At 69.7% G+C, this 15968-nt stretch carries 17 protein-coding genes; 13 read left to right on the top strand and 4 right to left on the bottom strand.

Going from position 1 to position 15968, the window contains the following annotated elements:
• Window positions 1-136: 136 nt before the first annotated feature.
• Genes AB0P17_RS38300 through AB0P17_RS38280 form a run of 5 tightly spaced genes read left to right on the top strand, consistent with a single transcriptional unit; the run spans window position 137 to window position 5080 of the window.
• On the top strand, window positions 137-1282 hold the full coding sequence (locus tag AB0P17_RS38300) for a tyrosine-type recombinase/integrase (RefSeq protein WP_365818796.1): 1146 nt from the start codon (window positions 137-139) through the stop codon (window positions 1280-1282).
• Complete coding sequence (locus tag AB0P17_RS38295; protein WP_365818794.1) at window positions 1242-2237, top strand: tyrosine-type recombinase/integrase; 996 nt, start codon at window positions 1242-1244, stop codon at window positions 2235-2237. The genes AB0P17_RS38300 and AB0P17_RS38295 overlap by 41 nt, the downstream gene beginning before the upstream one ends.
• Window positions 2219-2350, top strand: a complete 132-nt coding sequence (locus AB0P17_RS38290; protein WP_365818792.1) for a hypothetical protein — start codon at window positions 2219-2221, stop codon at window positions 2348-2350. The genes AB0P17_RS38295 and AB0P17_RS38290 overlap by 19 nt, the downstream gene beginning before the upstream one ends.
• Window positions 2347-4599 carry a tyrosine-type recombinase/integrase gene (locus AB0P17_RS38285; protein ID WP_365818790.1) on the top strand — a complete coding sequence of 751 codons (2253 nt, stop codon included), beginning with the start codon at window positions 2347-2349 and terminating at the stop codon, window positions 4597-4599. Before AB0P17_RS38290 ends, AB0P17_RS38285 begins: the two co-directional genes overlap by 4 nt.
• A complete protein-coding gene (locus AB0P17_RS38280; protein WP_365818788.1) occupies window positions 4589-5080 on the top strand; it encodes a DUF6262 family protein in 492 nt (163 codons plus the stop codon). The genes AB0P17_RS38285 and AB0P17_RS38280 overlap by 11 nt, the downstream gene beginning before the upstream one ends.
• Window positions 5081-5111: 31 nt before the next feature.
• On the opposite strand, the gene AB0P17_RS38275 is transcribed toward AB0P17_RS38280, so the two are convergent.
• The gene (locus AB0P17_RS38275; RefSeq protein ID WP_365818786.1) at window positions 5112-6104 is read right to left on the bottom strand and encodes a phosphotransferase; all 993 of its coding nucleotides are present in this window, start codon (window positions 6102-6104) and stop codon (window positions 5112-5114) included.
• Window positions 6105-6487: 383 nt separating this feature from the next.
• Here AB0P17_RS38275 and AB0P17_RS38270 point away from each other — a divergent pair, with 383 nt between their 5' ends.
• Window positions 6488-6823, top strand: a complete 336-nt coding sequence (locus AB0P17_RS38270; protein WP_365818784.1) for a helix-turn-helix transcriptional regulator — start codon at window positions 6488-6490, stop codon at window positions 6821-6823.
• Window positions 6824-7272: 449 nt separating this feature from the next.
• Here the strand turns inward: AB0P17_RS38270 and AB0P17_RS38265 are convergent, their stop codons facing one another.
• A complete protein-coding gene (locus AB0P17_RS38265; protein WP_365818782.1) occupies window positions 7273-7581 on the bottom strand; it encodes a hypothetical protein in 309 nt (102 codons plus the stop codon).
• Window positions 7582-7712: 131 nt separating this feature from the next.
• On the opposite strand from AB0P17_RS38265, the gene AB0P17_RS38260 reads away from it, so the two are divergent.
• Together AB0P17_RS38260 and AB0P17_RS38255 are read left to right on the top strand one after the other, a co-directional pair.
• Window positions 7713-8297: a hypothetical protein gene (locus AB0P17_RS38260; protein ID WP_365818780.1), complete on the top strand. Its 585-nt coding sequence runs from the start codon at window positions 7713-7715 to the stop codon at window positions 8295-8297.
• A 41-nt stretch (window positions 8298-8338) separates the two neighbouring features.
• Complete coding sequence (locus tag AB0P17_RS38255; protein ID WP_365818778.1) at window positions 8339-8860, top strand: hypothetical protein; 522 nt, start codon at window positions 8339-8341, stop codon at window positions 8858-8860.
• Between the two features lie 195 nt (window positions 8861-9055).
• Here AB0P17_RS38255 and AB0P17_RS38250 read toward each other — a convergent pair whose 3' ends face one another.
• Window positions 9056-9883: an oxidoreductase gene (locus tag AB0P17_RS38250; protein ID WP_365818776.1), complete on the bottom strand. Its 828-nt coding sequence runs from the start codon at window positions 9881-9883 to the stop codon at window positions 9056-9058.
• A gap of 92 nt (window positions 9884-9975) precedes the next feature.
• Here AB0P17_RS38250 and AB0P17_RS38245 point away from each other — a divergent pair, with 92 nt between their 5' ends.
• The 4 genes from AB0P17_RS38245 (at window position 9976) to AB0P17_RS38230 (ending at window position 13780) form a co-directional block, all read left to right on the top strand.
• The gene (locus AB0P17_RS38245) at window positions 9976-10878 is read left to right on the top strand and encodes a LysR substrate-binding domain-containing protein (protein ID WP_365818774.1); all 903 of its coding nucleotides are present in this window, start codon (window positions 9976-9978) and stop codon (window positions 10876-10878) included.
• 384 nt (window positions 10879-11262) lie between these two features.
• Window positions 11263-11868 carry a PadR family transcriptional regulator gene (locus AB0P17_RS38240; RefSeq protein WP_365818772.1) on the top strand — a complete coding sequence of 202 codons (606 nt, stop codon included), beginning with the start codon at window positions 11263-11265 and terminating at the stop codon, window positions 11866-11868.
• A 270-nt stretch (window positions 11869-12138) separates the two neighbouring features.
• Window positions 12139-12687 (top strand): Clp protease N-terminal domain-containing protein, encoded by a 549-nt coding sequence (locus AB0P17_RS38235; protein ID WP_365818838.1) that lies wholly within the window; start codon window positions 12139-12141, stop codon window positions 12685-12687.
• Window positions 12688-12769: 82 nt separating this feature from the next.
• Window positions 12770-13780 (top strand): EamA family transporter, encoded by a 1011-nt coding sequence (locus AB0P17_RS38230; protein WP_365818770.1) that lies wholly within the window; start codon window positions 12770-12772, stop codon window positions 13778-13780.
• Here the strand turns inward: AB0P17_RS38230 and AB0P17_RS38225 are convergent.
• Window positions 13762-14556 (bottom strand): pyridoxamine 5'-phosphate oxidase family protein, encoded by a 795-nt coding sequence (locus AB0P17_RS38225; protein ID WP_365818768.1) that lies wholly within the window; start codon window positions 14554-14556, stop codon window positions 13762-13764. The genes AB0P17_RS38230 and AB0P17_RS38225 overlap by 19 nt on opposite strands.
• 36 nt (window positions 14557-14592) lie before the next feature.
• On the opposite strand from AB0P17_RS38225, the gene AB0P17_RS38220 reads away from it, so the two are divergent.
• A partial coding sequence (locus tag AB0P17_RS38220; protein ID WP_365818766.1) for an aminotransferase class I/II-fold pyridoxal phosphate-dependent enzyme occupies window positions 14593-15968 on the top strand: 1376 nt, incomplete at its 3' end.

Raw genomic sequence — 15968 nt, 5'->3', positions numbered from 1 at the left:
GGTGCGGACGATTCGCCGGGCCGGTTGAGACGGGGCGAGTGCGGATTGAGATGCCTTCTGAGCTGGGAACTTGCCAGGCGATTACATCTGATGAAAGATTCCTTCGTCTGATGTAGGCGGCGGAGGGTAGTCATTCGTGGGTGGGAACAGGCTCGCGCCGGGGGCTGTCGGGCTGCATCTGGTAGGTGACCTGCCGCTGCTGCGGCCGGACGAGCAGGTGTTCACGGCAATGCTGGACGGCTGGCGCAACCAGCAGCTCGCGCGGAACCTGGCGTTCTCTACGATCGAGGGCCGGGAGAAGGTGGTACGCGCCTTCGTCCGGCACGCGGACACGTTCCCCTGGGCCTGGTCGCCGCAGATGGTCGACGAGTGGCTGGGTGACCTGCGGTCGGTGCAGCACCTGCGCCGTTCCACGCTCCGCAATTACCAGGGATCGGTCCGGTCCTTCTGCTCCTTCATCACCGATCCCGCCTATGGATGGGCGGTGACCTGCGAGGAGCGTTTCGGCGCCCATCCGGTTCAGGTGGTGCACGAGTGGAACACCGCGGTGCACGTGGAGGAAGCCGAGGCAGACCCAAGTAAACGGGCTTTCACCCGGCAGGAGTTGCAGGCGTTCTTCGACCACGCCGACGACCAAGTCGGCAGGGTCCGCGGCCGGGGCCGCAAGGGCTGGCTGCCCGCATTCCGCGACGCGATGCTGTTCAAGACCGCATACGCCTTCGGCCTGCGCCGCAACGAGACGCGGATGCTGGACGCGGTTGACTTCGGACGCAACCCCGAAGGCCCCGAGTTCGGCGAGTACGGCGTCCTCTACGTGCGCCACGGGAAGGCGAAGAAGGGCTCGCCGCCCAAGCGCCGCAGCGTGCTGACCGTCTTCGACTGGTCGGCGGAGATCCTCCAGCAGTGGAACGAGGAGGTGCGTCCGCTGTTTCCCACTGCCGGCTCCGGGGCTCTGTGGCCTTCGGAGCGCTCGGCCCGGGTCGGCTTCTCCCAGATGAATACCCGCTTCACCACCTACCGGGACGCCCTCGGCCTGGACGACGGACTCGACTTCCACTCCTTCCGCAGGTCCTACGTCACCCACCTGATCGAGATGGGCATGGACGCCCGGTTCGTCCAGGTTCTCTTGAGTCCTCAGCAGTGTGTCCATGACGTGCAGCACGAGCCTGGGGCGGGCGGCGATCTGTGTGGTGGAGGTGGTTATCTACCGCCGTCCACCAGGCAGTTCTCCGGGAGGTTTGATGCTGGTGCAACGGGTGCTGATGCCCGACTCGTCGCTTGAGTCATGGACGGTCCTCGGCAATGAAGGCGGGATAGTCGAGCCGATCGAGCGTTACCTCGCCTACCTGACCGACATCGAGCGGTCTCCGAACACGATCAAGGCATACGCCCATGATCTGAAGGACTGGTTCGTTTTCCTCGACCGACGCGGTCTGGACTGGCGTGAGGTCCGGCTGGAGAACTTGGGCGAGTTCGTTGCCTGGCTCCGGTTGCCGCCTGCGGGACGGCATGGCGGTGTGACGTTGCTGCCCTCGGCGGAGCATCACTGCGGGGTCACCACGGTCAACCGGAAGCTCTCCGCCGTCAGCGGTCTGTACGTCTTCCACGCACGCCACGGAGTGGACCTCGGCGACCTTGTCACCGAACTGCAGCCGGTCCGCGCCCGCCGCACGGGCTGGAAGCCATTCCTCTACCACCTGGCCGGCGGACAGCCGGAGCGGCGTCGCACGATCAAGCTGAAGACGCCTCGCATGCATCCGACGATCCTGACGGCCGCCCAGGTCCAGGCGATCCTGGACGCCTGCACCCGGCTGCGGGACCGGTTCCTGTTCGCACTGCTGTGGGAGACCGGCGTCCGGATCGGCGAAGCTCTGGGCTTGCGGCACGAGGATCTGGCTGCGGCAGAAGGCGAGTTGACCGTCATACCGCGCGTCAACGACAACCGGGCGAGGGCCAAGTCCGCATCGCCCCGCACCGTTCCCGTCGGCCCCGAGATCGTACGGCTCTACGCCGACTACCTCCACGGTGAGTACGGCGACCTCGACAGCGACTACATGTTCGTCAATCTGTGGGGCGGCTCCTACGGGCGCCCGCTGACCTACGCGTCCGTCTACGATCTCGTCCTGCGACTGCGCCGCGACACCGGCATCGACTTCGACCCCCACTGGCTCCGGCATACCCGAGCGACCTTGCTCCTGCGGCAGGGAGTGCCGATCGAGTGGTCAGCACTTTGCTAGGACATTCCTCGATCGCCACCACGCACGACATCTACGGCCACCTGTCGGTGGAGGACGCCCGCCGTGCTCTGGAGGCCGCAGGATTCCTGACCGGCCGGGAGGTGCGCTGGTGAGCCAGGAGACTTTCGCCCTTCCGTCTCCCGGCGCCGGACTGCTGGGCAAGTTGATGGCTGCCGTCCGGCCGGAGTTCCGGGTGGATGTGTTCATCCCCGAGCCTGGGGAACTGATCTTCGGTCTGGGTGCCTGCCGGGTTCCCGGCTGCCCGCGCCAGCCCCGCACCCGCCAGCTCTGCCGCGGCCACTACTACCGCTGGCAACGCCGCGGGAACCCGGACGTTGAAGCGTTCATCGCCGATCCCGGAGCCGATCCGGTCGGGCGGTCCGAGCTGACCGCCTGCGCCATCGCCGGATGCCGCTTCGGAGCGGCCCGTCAGGGCCTACGCGTGAGCCACAACGGCTTCTGGGAGCGAGCGGGCAAACCCGACAAGAAGATCTGGACCGCGGGTCTCCGAGTGGTCGAAGACGACGGCCGCCGGGTCTGTCGGCTGTCGTTCTGCACCCTGTGGGCTCAGGGGAAGTCGCCGTTCTGCCACAACCACAACTCCCGCTGGCAGGCCGTCGGCCGCCCCGAGATCGAGGAGTTCGTACGCCGCTGCGAGGCAGCGGGCGACGACCGGTTCGACTTCCGACCGTTGGACGGCCAGCGGCAGCTGCGACTGGAGCTGCAGTACGCACTCCAGTGCCGTCACGACGACCGGCAGGTCAACACCCACAGCTCGGCTGTCGCCCCGGTGATCCGACTGGCCGCTGCCAGCGGCACCGCGTCGTTGCTGGAGTGGCCGATGGAGCGGTGGAGCGAGTACTACGCGGCGATGCGAGGTGCCAGCCACAGCCAGAACGGGCAACTGGCCTTCCTGCGCTATGCGTACATGCATCTGGAAGACCTCGTCCACGGCAACGGCTGGGAGAGCGAGTTCCCGCGCGACGTATGGGAACTGCGCCGGCTCGGCATCGAGGGCACCCGGGCACGGCTGCGGTTCGACCGCATCACCCAGCCGTGGCTGCGCGAGCCGGCCAAGCGATTCGTGCGCTGGCGGTTGAGTATCGGCCGCAGCATCAACCAGGCCGTCGTCGACATCCTTGCCCTCAACCGCTTCTCCGGATTCCTGGCCGATCCCCGCGTCGCCGCCGACAAGCTCGCCCGCGTGGACCGGACCGTGCTGGAACGCTATCTCGCCGACCTGGCCCTGGACCCGCGCTCGACCCATTCCCGTAGCCGGGACATCGGCTCGCTCAACGCCTTCTTCAACGCCGTGCGCCGCCACGTCTGGGACCGGAGTCTCCCGGCGAATGCGACCTTCTACCCCGACGACTTCCCCCGCCCCGACAAGCGACTACCCCGGGCGCTGGCCGAGCACGTGATGGCCCAGGTCGAGCAGCCCGCCAACCTCGACCGCTGGCACAACCCCGACGGCCGCGTGCTGACCTTGATCCTCATGCGCTGCGGACTGCGCGTCGGCGACGCCTGCAACCTGGCCTTCGACTGCATCATCCGGGACGCCGACGGCGCCGCCTACGTGCGCTACCTCAACCGGAAGATGAAACGCGAAGCCCTGGTCCCGATCGACGAGGAAGTCGAGAACGAGATCACCACGCAGCAGCAGCGCGTCCTGGACCGCTGGCCCAGTGGCAGCCGGTGGCTGTTCCCGGCACCCCGGATGAACCCCGACGGCACCCGGCCACTGACCACGCACTCCTACCGCGGGCAGCTCGACCTCTGGCTGGAGCGGTGCGACGTCCGCGACGAACAGGGCCGGGCCGTCCATCTGACGCCCCATCAATGGCGCCACACTTTTGGAACCAGACTGATCAACCGAGACGTCCCGCAGGAAGTTGTACGCGTCCTTCTCGATCACTCTTCCGGCGAGATGACAGCCCACTATGCCCGGCTGCACGACACCACGGTCCGCCGGCACTGGGAGAAGGCCCGCAAGGTCAACATCCAGGGTGAAAGCGTCATCGTCGACCCCCAAGGCCCTCTGGCCGAGGCCACATGGGCCAAGCAGCGGCTCGGCCGTGTGACCCAGGCCCTGCCCAACGGCTACTGCGGTCTGCCAGTACAGAAGACCTGTCCGCATGCCAACGCTTGCTTGACATGTCCGATGTTCGTAACGACCCCCGAGTTCCTGCCGCAGCACCGTGAGCAACGGCAGCAACTGCTGCAGATCGTCTCCGCCGCCGAGGCCCGTGGCCAAGCACGCGTGGCCGAGATGAACCGCCAGGTCCTCGGCAACCTGGAGAAGATCATCACCGGTCTGGAGTCCGACCCCGGGCAGTCGGAGGCGACCGCCGATGCGAGCTGACAACAGCCGACACATCGTCGACGCCGCCCGCCGCCGCAGCGAGTACACCCGCGCCAAAGCCATCCAGGCCCTCCGCACCCTCGACGCCGCAGGCGAGCCGGTCACATTCGAGACCGTCGCGAAGCAGGCCGGAGTATCCCGGTCCTGGCTCTATGCCCAGCCGGACCTGCGAGCAGAGATCGAGCGACTGCGGGCAGCACACCGCCGGGAACCCAGATCGCTGGTTCCCGCACGTCAGCGCACTTCCGATGCTTCGCTGCTGCGACGGCTCGAAGCCGCCAACGCGCGCATCCGGCGGCTCACCGAAGAGAACCAGCAACTCCGCGAGCAACTCGCCCGTGCCCTCGGCGAACAACGCGCCGCGACGACCCGTACCAACTCACCACGGGCAGGCGCAAGCAACCCTGTCGACGGTCACCCGGTTCCCCACCGCCAGCGTCAGCTTCCCCGCCCACCCGTTCGAGCTGATCGTGTCGAGTAGACGGGTGCTCGGCGCGGCCCTGTGTATCCGGCTACACCAACGGCAGGAGCGCCAGCGCCTCTTTCAGGTTGTGCTCAGCGATCCCCTGCATGAACGCCCGGTCGGGGAAGTCACCGTCAAGGAGACGCAGTGGACCGGCTACCAGCGACAGACGCATCGCGAGCATATAGAGGTCGAGGCGCTGCGGATCGAGACCGGGCCGGGCCAGGGCGGGGTACCACTCGCCGAAGCGGAGCCGGAGGAAGACGTGCTCCCACTCGACGTCGAAGTACATCAGGCCCTCGATGTCGATCAGGACAGGGTGACCTTCGGCGTCGACCAGGACGTGGTCGGGTCCGAGTTCACCGTGGATCAGTCCGTATTGCGCGCGAGGGCTCACCCGATCAGCCAGTTCCTGCAGACGGTCGCACATTGCCGTGCCGGCTGCCGCGATCCTGCCGTCACGCCCCGCCGCCTCCTCAAGGTCACGCATGGCGCGGTCGAGGACCCGTCGCTCGCACGAGATCTCGGATGCGGAGCCGCCCCGCTCCAACAGGTCCGCCCTGCCGTAGTGCTGGGCCTGGTGCCGGTGCATCACCTCAAGCATCTCGGCGAGGTCCCCGAGGGCTCCCGCAGCGCGCGTGGGATCGGTTTCGAAGAGTGCTTCGAGCGTGCTGCCGGAGGCATCCTCGACCACGGCGACGTCCGCCGGATACTGGCGACGACTGTCATCCGCCAGAAGCACCTGTGGAACCCGCACCCCGAGGCTGTTCAAGCTCCGCTGCGCGGTGAGGAACGGGACCAGCCCGGAGGCGGGCGCGAACGGGTCAGCCAAGTCGCCTTCGTGCGCGCCTGGCCAGAAGTTCTCAGCTTCGGCCCAGCTGTAGATGATCAGACTCGCCGGGTGGCTTCCATCGAGCCGGACCCGGTACACCCCTTTCTTGCTTCCCCCGCGCAACCGGTCCACCGCGACAACGTGGCATCCCGCTCCCAGTGCGTCACGCACGAGCCCCGACAGGTCTTCGATGTCCGCGAATTGCCGCATCCGCAGAACCTACTGAAGAGGCCGCCGCGCGTGCCACTGGATACCTCCTCCGCAGCCTCCGACTGCCGACGAATGGCCGACGCCCGGGAGACCCTCCAAGAGACCATCGACAAGCAATCCCAGGTCGGTAACGATCGGCCCGTGCTGAAAGGCCCCCCAATGCCCTCATCAGCTACGTCACGGACAACGGCCACAACACAAACACGCAGGTCAACAGCCTGCCAGCTCAGCGAACTAAAGATAATCCAGGAACAGGTCGGACACGAACACGCATCCACGACCGCGATCTACACGTGTGTTTCCTCCGACTTCCGCACCCGCACCCTGCGGAGAGCGTTGGACGCGACGATGCAGGCCGCTCTGCGGCCAGCGAGGAGGGCTTGATGAAACGCCAGGTCAGCTACCAGTGGCGACTGCGCGAGGTGATGGCCACCCGCGGCATCTTCGCCGCCTCCGACCTCTCCCCATTGCTCGCCGAACGCGGCATCGAGCTGTCCTCGGTCCAGGTCTGGCGCCTGGTCACCCAGACTCCCGAACGGCTTTCCCTGCCGGTCCTGGCCGCGCTCTGCGACATCCTCGATGTCACTCCCGCCGACCTGATCGCCACCCGGGCCGAGAACGTCGCCCCGCGCCGCACCGCCGCCTCCGGTGGCGCCGACGTCGTGGACCTGGCCAACACCATCCGGCCCAAGCGCGCCCGGATCACCCCCGACTCGTGAGCCCGGCCTACGACAGCCGCGAGAAATACGAGCGGTGGCACATACGCACCTGCGCACGCTGCGGCCGCCGCGCTGCCAAGTCCGCGAACTGGTCAGACGGACCTATCTGCCGCACCTGCTACGAACGGGCCACGCGGGACCGAGGCCGCTGCCCCGACTGCGGAACCGAGCGACTGCTTCCCGGCCGGAACGCGGCGGGAACCGCGGTCTGCCGGGACTGCGCAGGCATCAGCCGCGACTTCTTCTGCGACCGCTGCGGCTTCGAGGGCCTGCTTCTCGGCGGACGGCTCTGCGAACGCTGCACCCTCTCCGACCAGCTCACCGCCCTCCTGGACGACGGCACCGGCCGCATCTACCCGCAGTTGATCCCGCTGCACCAGCTCCTGGTGAGCCTGGACCGCCCGAAGAGCCGGCTGATCTGGCTCCGCAACCCGCAAGTCCCGGCCCTGCTACGAGACCTCGCCACCGGAACAGTGCCGCTCACACACGACGCCATCCAGGCCCTGCCGAACTGGCGGACCGCCGCCTACCTTCGCGACCTGCTCATGGACAGCGGCGTCCTGCCGCACCTCGACCGCCGACTCCTGCTGTTCGAGCGGTGGCTCGCCCAGCGGATCGCCGCCACGGAGGACGTCGAACACGCCCGCATACTCCAGCACTTCGCCACCTGGCACCAGCTCCGCAAGCTCCGCGCCAAGGCGGCCAAGAGCCCGCTGGGCGCCAGCACGACGCAGGAATCCCGTCAGCAGATCACCCAAGCCGGCTCCTCCTGGTCTGGCTCTCCGCCCGGCACGTCACGCTGGACTCCTGCACCCAGACCGATCTCGATGCCTGGCACGCGGAGAAGTACGCCACCCGGCGCCCCGCGCAGACATTCCTACGCTGGTGCATGGGCACCCGCCACATGCCGCGGCTCGCCATCCCGAACCGCCCGACCACCAACCCCCACCCGATGGGCCAACACCAGCGCATCGCCGCCCTGCAACGGGTTCTCGCCGACGACAGCACCTCACCGAGAGTCCGACTCGCCGCCTGCCTCGTCCTGCTGTTCGCACAGCCCGTCAGCCGAATCGTCCGCATGACCACCGACGACGTTGTCCATGACGGCCAGCACGTCACACTCCGGCTCGGCGACCCGCCTACCCCAGTCCCCGAGCCGGTGGCCGACCTCCTGCTCGACTATCTCCAGGCCCTGCCCGCCAACACCCCTGCCATCAACCAGAACTCGCCCTGGCTCTTCCCCGGCCGCCGCCCGAGCCAGCCGGTGAGCCCCGGCACTTTGCGCGACGCGCTGCGGAAACTCGGCGTCCCGGCCGAGAAAGGCCGCACCTCGGCCATCCGCCAGCTCGTCCTCCAGGCCCCGGCGCCCGTCATCGCCCAAGCACTGGGCTACCACGACAAGAGCACCACCCGCATCGCCACCGAAGCCGGAGCCCCCTGGAAGAACTACGCACCCGGCGACCACACCCGATGAAATGTTTCGCGCAAAACCTCACCAGAGGAGACGACAGCCCGATGTCCGCCAAACACTCACTCACGCGCGCGCTCACCGAGCTCACACGGTCCTTTCGAAGCCGCGATGGCCATAAGCCACGTTCGCTTGACCTCTTCCTCCAGGAAGGCACCGCCCCAGAAACAGCGAGGACAGTGGTTGAAGAGGTGATAAGGGAGGTGGCACCTGACGCGGCTTCGACGGACATTGACCTCATTTCCGACCTCCCCTGGCCTCCGGATGCCCAGGCCGCCCTCACCGCCATCGCCGACGCGACGGGCGCCCGGGAAGGGGAGACCGCCGTTGTCCTGGACTTGACGGACGAACGGCAGCGCGAATGGTTCATCACCCTCGTGCCGCACACCATCTCCGCAGAGATCTGGGGGCCGACGGGATCAGGAGTCTCCTTCTCCGCGAGCGACACCGGATCGGCGATCGGGTGGGAGTTGCCCGCTGAGCGGTGGGAGAGGGTCCGCGCGCGGCTACGGCACCAAGGCATCGATCCCGACACCGCAACACAAAGTGCTACCCGAGGCCGCCCCTGACGGAAACTCACAGTAATCGGAGGCAGCCCGAGCCCTCAATTACAGGTCACCTGATCACAGACCCCTACCAGTCCCGAGGCCGTGAGACACCGAAGACACACCAGTAGCCGAAACGATCATCGATCGCCTATTCGGCGCGGCCCACCGAAGCGGTCAACCTTCACTGAGGCAAACCGGTTGCCAGTCACGCTGCCCTTATCGCGGGTAGGCGGTATCGCGAGCGGTCTTCTCCCAGGTGGTGACGTCGGAGCGGACGGCGTCGAGATGGGCGAGGACCGCGTCGACCGCGTCGCTGCCCAGGGGCAGGTGCAGCGGGGTCTGCTCGGCGTCCAGGGCGGCCAGGATCGCCGCCGCGGCCTTGGCTGGGTCGCCCGGTTCCGCGCCGCCGCCGGTCTGGGTCATCCGCCGGGTGGGACCGACCGTCTCGGCGTAGTCTGCGATCTCCTCACTGGCGCTGATGTTGCCCATCAGGCTGGTGCGGAAGGCTCCGGGCTCGACGATCAGTACCTTGATGCCGAGCTGGCGCACCTCGTCGACCAGCGCCTCTGAGAATCCTTCCAGAGCGAACTTGGTGGCGCTGTAGGCGGAGAACCCGGCGAAGGACATCTGGCCGCCCATGCTGCTCATCTGGACGATCGCGCCGCTGCGTCGGGCGCGCATATGCGGGAGCACGGACCGGACCAGTGTGGCGGGTCCGAAGAAGTGCAGGTCGAACAGAGACCGCAATTCGGCGTCGGTGGTCTCCTCGGCGGCGCCGACGTGACTGCGTCCGGCGTTGTTGACCAGTACATCGACCCTGCCGTGACGGTCCGCCACATCCCGCACGGTGGCCTCGATCCCTGCGGTGTCGGTGACGTCGAGCGGCAGCGCCTCCACCTGGTCGGGGTGCGCGGCGACCAGGCCTGCCAGCGCGTCGACGCGGCGCGCGGTTGCCACGACCACGTCCCCGGCGGCGACCGCCGCCTCGGTGATCGCCCGGCCGAAGCCGCTGCTCGCCCCGGTCACCAGCCATACCTTGGTCATCGGACATCCCTTCCCGGAAAGTGCTGCGGACCTTTCGGGTTCAACCCTGCCGGGGGCATCGTTCGCCCGTCCAAGACCCGCTGTGATAACCAATGGTTATGGATGTGCATGGGAGGGATCTTCGGTATTTCGCCGCCGTGGCGGAGGAACTGCATTTCACCCGTGCTGCCGAGCGGCTATTCGTCTCTCAGCCCGCGCTGAGCAAGCAGATCCGGATGCTGGAACGGCAGCTCGGCGCGCCGCTGTTCGAGCGCGACCGGCAGGGTGTCCGGCTCACGCCGGTGGGTGCCGCGCTGCTGCCCCATGCCCACCAGGTGCTCGCCGTCTGGGACGCCGCGCGGGAGGCGGTCGAGGTCGCCAAGGCCGGGCAGCGGACGACACTCCTCGTGGGGATGAGCACCAGCCCGGGCCGCGGCGGTCTGCTGCCAGCGATCAGATCCCGGTTCACCGACGCGCACCCCGACGCCACCGTGAAACTGCGCCAGGTCAGCTGGGAGGACTCGACCGCAGGCCTCTCGGACACCTCCAGCGACCTCGCCTTCGTCTGGCTGCCCCTGCCTGAACTCGACCGTTACACCTGCGTGGTGGTGGCCGAGGAACCACGCCTGGTCGCCATGTCCCAGGAGCATCCACTGGCCGCTCGCGAAGCCGTCGACTTCGCCGACCTGCTGGACGAGCCCTTCCTCGCGCTACCGGAGAGCGCAGGGGCGCTCCGGGATTACTGGCTCGCGCTTGACGCCCGCGGTGGCAGGCCGCCGCGCATCGGGGCTGAGATCGCCAGTACTGACGAGACGTACGAAGCGCTCGTGGACGGACGCGGCGTCTGCCTGCTGGCCAGCGGGAACGCACCACTGATTGCCCTGAGTGGCGTCGTCACCCGCCCGGTGCGTGGTATCTCCCCCAGCCGGCTCGCGCTCGCCTGGCGTGCCGACGACCACCGTCCTCTGGTACTGGACTACGCACGCGCCTGTCGACAGGCGGCCGGGCAACCCTGAACGCACCGCCCATGGGCCGAAACCGACTCCTCCAGCCAGCAGCCGAGCAACCGCCCAACCCAAGCACTCAACCGTCCCGAAGTGCTGTCCGCTCTCATCGACATTCCGCGGTCCCGTGATCAGAAGGCTTCCCAAGGGTCCGCTGTCACCTGACACACGGTGCTTCGCACCCCAAGCGGCCGCCATCGGCCCATCTTCGATGTCACAAGCAAAGCAGTGGCCCACCTTCGTTGACACAAAGTGACCTCGGCTCGACTTCGGTGACAGTCGCCCCAAGATCTCTGTCACAGGTCAGTGATCGTCGCTGTGATTCCCTTGCCATGCGACAGGTTCCGATATATCGTTGACGCATCGCGACAGATCAACGATGAAGGGAGCGTAGCGATGCGTTCACATGGACACGAGCACGGACCGGGATCCGGTCACTGCGGGCCCGGCCACCCCGGCCGGGGTGACTTCGAGGGGCGGCGCGGGGCCTTCGGGCCGTTCGGCCCGCCGTTCGGCGGTCCCTTCGGCGGGGGCGGCAGGGGGCGCGGCGGAGGCCGGGGGAGGGCGCGGCGCGGTGATGTGCGCGCCTCGATCCTGGCGCTGCTGAAGGACCGGCCGATGCACGGTTACGAGATGATCCAGGAGATCGGCGAGCGCAGCGGCGGGGCCTGGCGCCCCAGCCCGGGATCGGTCTACCCGACCCTCCAACTGCTGGAGGACGAGGGGCTGATCGAGAGCCGGAGCGAGGGCGGCAAGAAGCTGTTCACCCTCACTGAGGCCGGTGCGGCCGAGGCTGAGTCGGGGCCCGACGCTCCGTGGGAAGAGGCCGGCCGCGGCATCGACTGGGAGTCGATGAACGAGATACGGCAGGCCGGATTCGGGCTGATGGAAGCCTTCGGACAGGTCTGGAAGACCGGCTCTCCCGAGCAGCGGGAGAAGGCCCTGGCGGTCATCAACGAATCCCGCAAGAAGCTCTATCTGATCCTCGCCGACGAGGACTGACCGCCCGCGCGGCCGACTGCCCGCAAGGCCCCGCGGTGTTCCCGGTGTCCGCCGGGGCGCCGCGGGGCCTCGGCCAAGCGTCTGCTCGGGGATGAGCGCGGAAGGGTCCGGAAGGGCGCATCGGGGAAGTAACAGGGGAATCTCATCCGCAAGGAGGAGGACTCGTCCCGATGTGCCCACCCTCCGTCGGACACGAAGATGCTTCCCGCCGGGGATGCCCCGGGCGCGGGGGACTGATGGGGTGGGAGCGTGCAGAAGCCTTCACCCGTGGTGCCGGTATCACCCGCCCCGGAGCGCGCCGGTGTCACGCCGGTCCGTGCCGCTGCCGAATCCCGGCTCACGGCGGAGCTGGTGTCGGTGCTCGCCGGCGCGCGTCGCAGGGCGCTGCGCGGTGGGGACGCCCAGGTCGACACCGCCCATCTGCTGCACTCCCTGCTGGAGACGGACCCGCTGGTACGGGATGTCTTCGGTGGCGATCAACGTGTGGTCCGGGTGCTCGGCTATCTCGTCCAGCGGAGCATCGGCTACGGGCTGCGCTGGCAGGCCACCGTGGAGGACTCCGGGTCCGTCCCGGCGGTGCCCGTGCCGCGTGACGCCGCCGACCGGGCCGTGACCGGCTGGTCCCCGCAGGCGCTCGCCGCGATGGCGGGCGCCCTGGACCGGGCGGCCCGTAACGGCGAACCGCGGATCAGCGGGCTCGATCTGCTGGCCGCGCTCCTCGCCGACCGGGACTGCCGCGCGGCCGAGGTGCTGGAACGGGCCGGGGCCGACGCCGGAACCCTGGAGCGACGGCTGTCCCGCCTCTCCGGCCGGGCGTGATCCCGGGCCCCCGCCGGGCCACGGTCGTCTCGACAGGTGTCACGCGGATGACGCTCCTGACGCGAGCTGTCATGATGACGCCATGCACGCGTCTCAGGGGAGGAACGTCGGCCTGGCACTGGCCTTGGGCTCGGCGTTCGCGTTCGGTGGTTCGGGGGTCGCGGCCAAGCCGCTGATCGAAGCGGGGCTCGATCCGCTCCATGTGGTCTGGCTACGGGTCACGGGCGCCGCCCTCATCATGCTCCCGGTGGCCTGGCGCCACCGCGCGCTGGTGCGCCGCAGGCCCGCGCTGCTCGCCGGGTTCGGTCTGCTGGCCGTCGCGGGCGTCCAGGCCTGCTACTTCGCCGCGCTCTCCCGGATCCCCGTCGGTGTCGCGCTGCTCATCGAATACCTCGCCCCCGCGCTCGTCCTGCTCTGGGTCCGCTTCGTCCAGCGCCGGCCGGTCACCCGCGCCGCCGCCGTCGGGGTCGTCCTCGCGGTGGGCGGGCTCGCCTGTGTGGTCGAGGTGTGGGCCGGGCTCGGGCTCGACCCGGTCGGGGTGCTCCTCGCGCTCGGCGCGGCCTGCTGCCAGGTCGGCTACTTCGTCCTGTCCGACCAGGGCAGCGACGGGGCGGACGCCCCCGATCCGCTCGGTGTGATCGCGTACGGGCTGATCGTCGGGGCCGTGGTGCTGACCGCCGTGGCCCGCCCGTGGGGCATGGACTGGGCGGTCCTCGGCGGCTCGGTGGACTTCGGCGGCTCGCGGATCGCGGCCGGGCTGCTGCTCGGCTGGATCGTGCTGATCGCGACCGTGCTGGCGTACGTCACCGGAGTGATCTCGGTGCGCAGGCTCTCCCCGCAGGTGGCGGGTGTGGTGGCCTGCCTGGAGGCGGTCGTCGCGACCGTGCTGGCCTGGGTGCTGCTGCGGGAGCATCTCTCCGCCCCGCAGATCCTCGGCGGCGCCGTCGTCCTCGTCGGCGCCTTCATCGCCCAGTCGTCGACGCCCAAGGCGCCGTCGGGACCGGTCGCCGGCGGCGCGGGCGCCCTGGGCGAGATCCCGGCGGCGGAACCGGATCGGGAGGACCCGGTCCGGCCTCAGAGGGCGGAGAGGTAGCCGGGCACCGCGACGGACGGGTCGAGATCGGCGGCCGGTTCGGGGGGGCCGTAGCCGCGTACGAGAGGGACCACCCCCGTCCAGTGCGGGAGGACGGCGTCCTCGGGCTCGTCGTTGGGGCCGCCCGTACGGACCTTGGCGGAGACCTCGTCCAGATCGAGCCGGATCACGGCGGTCGCGGCCAGCTCGCGCGCGTTGGCGGGTCGGGAGTCGGCGGCGCGGCCGGGGACGACCTGGTCCACGATCGCGTCGAGTGCCATGCGCCGCTCCTCGGGGTCGGTGACCTGGTGGGCGGTGCCGTGGACCACCACCGAGCGGTAGTTGATCGAGTGGTGGAAGGCGGAGCGCGCCAGCACCAGACCGTCGACATGGGTCACGGTCAGACAGACCGCGAGGCCGGCGTCCGGCTTCCCGGCCGCCCCCGTGCCGGGGCCGGCGTCCGTGCCGGTGCTCGTGCCGGTGCTTGTGTCCGCGTCGGCTCCGGTCCGGGCGCCGCGCGCCATGCGCAGCGGGCGTGAGCCCGTCGAGCCGTGCACGTACAGCCGCTCGCCCACCCGCGCGTAGAGCGTCGGCAGCACGACCGGGGCGCCGTCGCGGACGAACCCGAGGTGGCAGAGGTACGCCTCGTCGAGGATCCCGTGCACCAGTCCGTGGTCGTACGCGGCCCGCTCCTTGGAACGGGTGGGGACGGTGCGGGCCGTGGGCCGGTAGGCGGTGCTCCCGGTGGTGTTCCCGGTGGGCCGGGCGGTCTGTGCGGTGTCGGTGGTCTCGGGCATTTGCCTTCTCCATTGCACTAGTGCATAGTGTTCTTTGTGCTAGGAGAGTATCGGATTACCGGCCGAGGTGCCGCGGAGATTTCCGCCAGCGTGGAGCGAGGGGTCGGCTCCGGAGAGCTGGCGCCGGGCCAACCGCTGCCCCCGATGCGGGAGTTGGCGGCCGAGCTGGGGGTCAATCCCAATACCGTCGCGGCCGCCTACCGCGCCCTGCGCGACCGGGGGGTGATCGAGACGGCCGGCCGCCGGGGCAGCCGGGTGCGGCCCCGTCCGGCGAGCACCGCCCGCGGCTCCATCCGCGTCGAGGCGCCGCCCGGCGTACGGGACATCTCCGAGGGCAACCCCGACCCGGCCCTGCTGCCCCCGCTGGGCGACGCGCTCGCCGCCGCCGCGCGCCACCACGCCCGCCGTCCCGGGCTGTACGGACAGGAGCCCGTCGACCCGGAGCTGGCGCGCCTCGCCCGCGCGGGGCTGGACGCGGACGGGGTGCCGCCGGGACCGGTCGCCGTCACCTCCGGCTCGCTGGACGCCATCGAACGCGTCCTGGCCGCGCATCTGCGCCCCGGTGACGCCGTCGCCGTGGAGGACCCCGGCTGGGGCAGCCTGCTGGATCTCGTCCCGGCGCTCGGACTGCGGCTCGTCCCCGTCGGGGTGGACGACGAAGGGCCGCTCCCGGACGGCCTGGACCGGGCGCTGCGGGACGGCGTCCGCGCGGTCGTCGTCACCTGCCGCGCGCAGAACCCGACCGGCGCCTCGATGGGCGCCGGTCGGGCCGCGGAGCTGCGCGTCCTCCTCGCGGACCGCCCCGAGGTCCTGCTCATCGAGGACGACCACGGCCACAGCATCGTGGACCTGCCGCTCCATCCGCTGGCCGGGGTCACGGACCGGTGGGCGTTCGTACGGTCGACCGCCAAGGCGTACGGTCCCGATCTGCGGCTCGCGGTGCTCAGCGGGGACGCGCTGACCATCGACCGGGTCCAGGGACGTCAGCGGCTCGGCCCCGGCTGGGTGAGCCGGCTGCTCCAGCGGACCGTCGTCCACCTGTGGACCTCGGGAGCGGTGGACGTACCCGCCGTCGCGCGCGCCTACGGGGAACGGCGGGACGGGCTCGTCACGGCGCTGGCGGACCGGGGCGTCGTGGCGCACGGCCGCAGCGGCATGAACGTCTGGGTTCCGGTGGCCGACGAGACCGGCGCGGTGGCGCGGCTGCTGCACGCGGGGTGGGCGGTCGCCCCCGGCGCGCGCTTCAGGACCGCGGCGCCCCGAGGCGTACGGCTGACGGTGTCGGCCCTCACGGCCGACGACATCGGGCCGCTCGCCGACGCCACCGCGTCGGCGCTGAGCCGCCGGCCGGCTTTTCGTCAGGAGGGCTGGGGCAGGGCGAGGGCTTCGCTGAGGACGAAGGCGGGGTCGAC

Origin of the sequence: Streptomyces sp. NPDC088124, assembly GCF_040685895.1 — a bacterium.
GTDB lineage: Bacteria > Actinomycetota > Actinomycetes > Streptomycetales > Streptomycetaceae > Streptomyces.
This window is presented reverse-complemented; position numbering and strand designations above follow the sequence as displayed.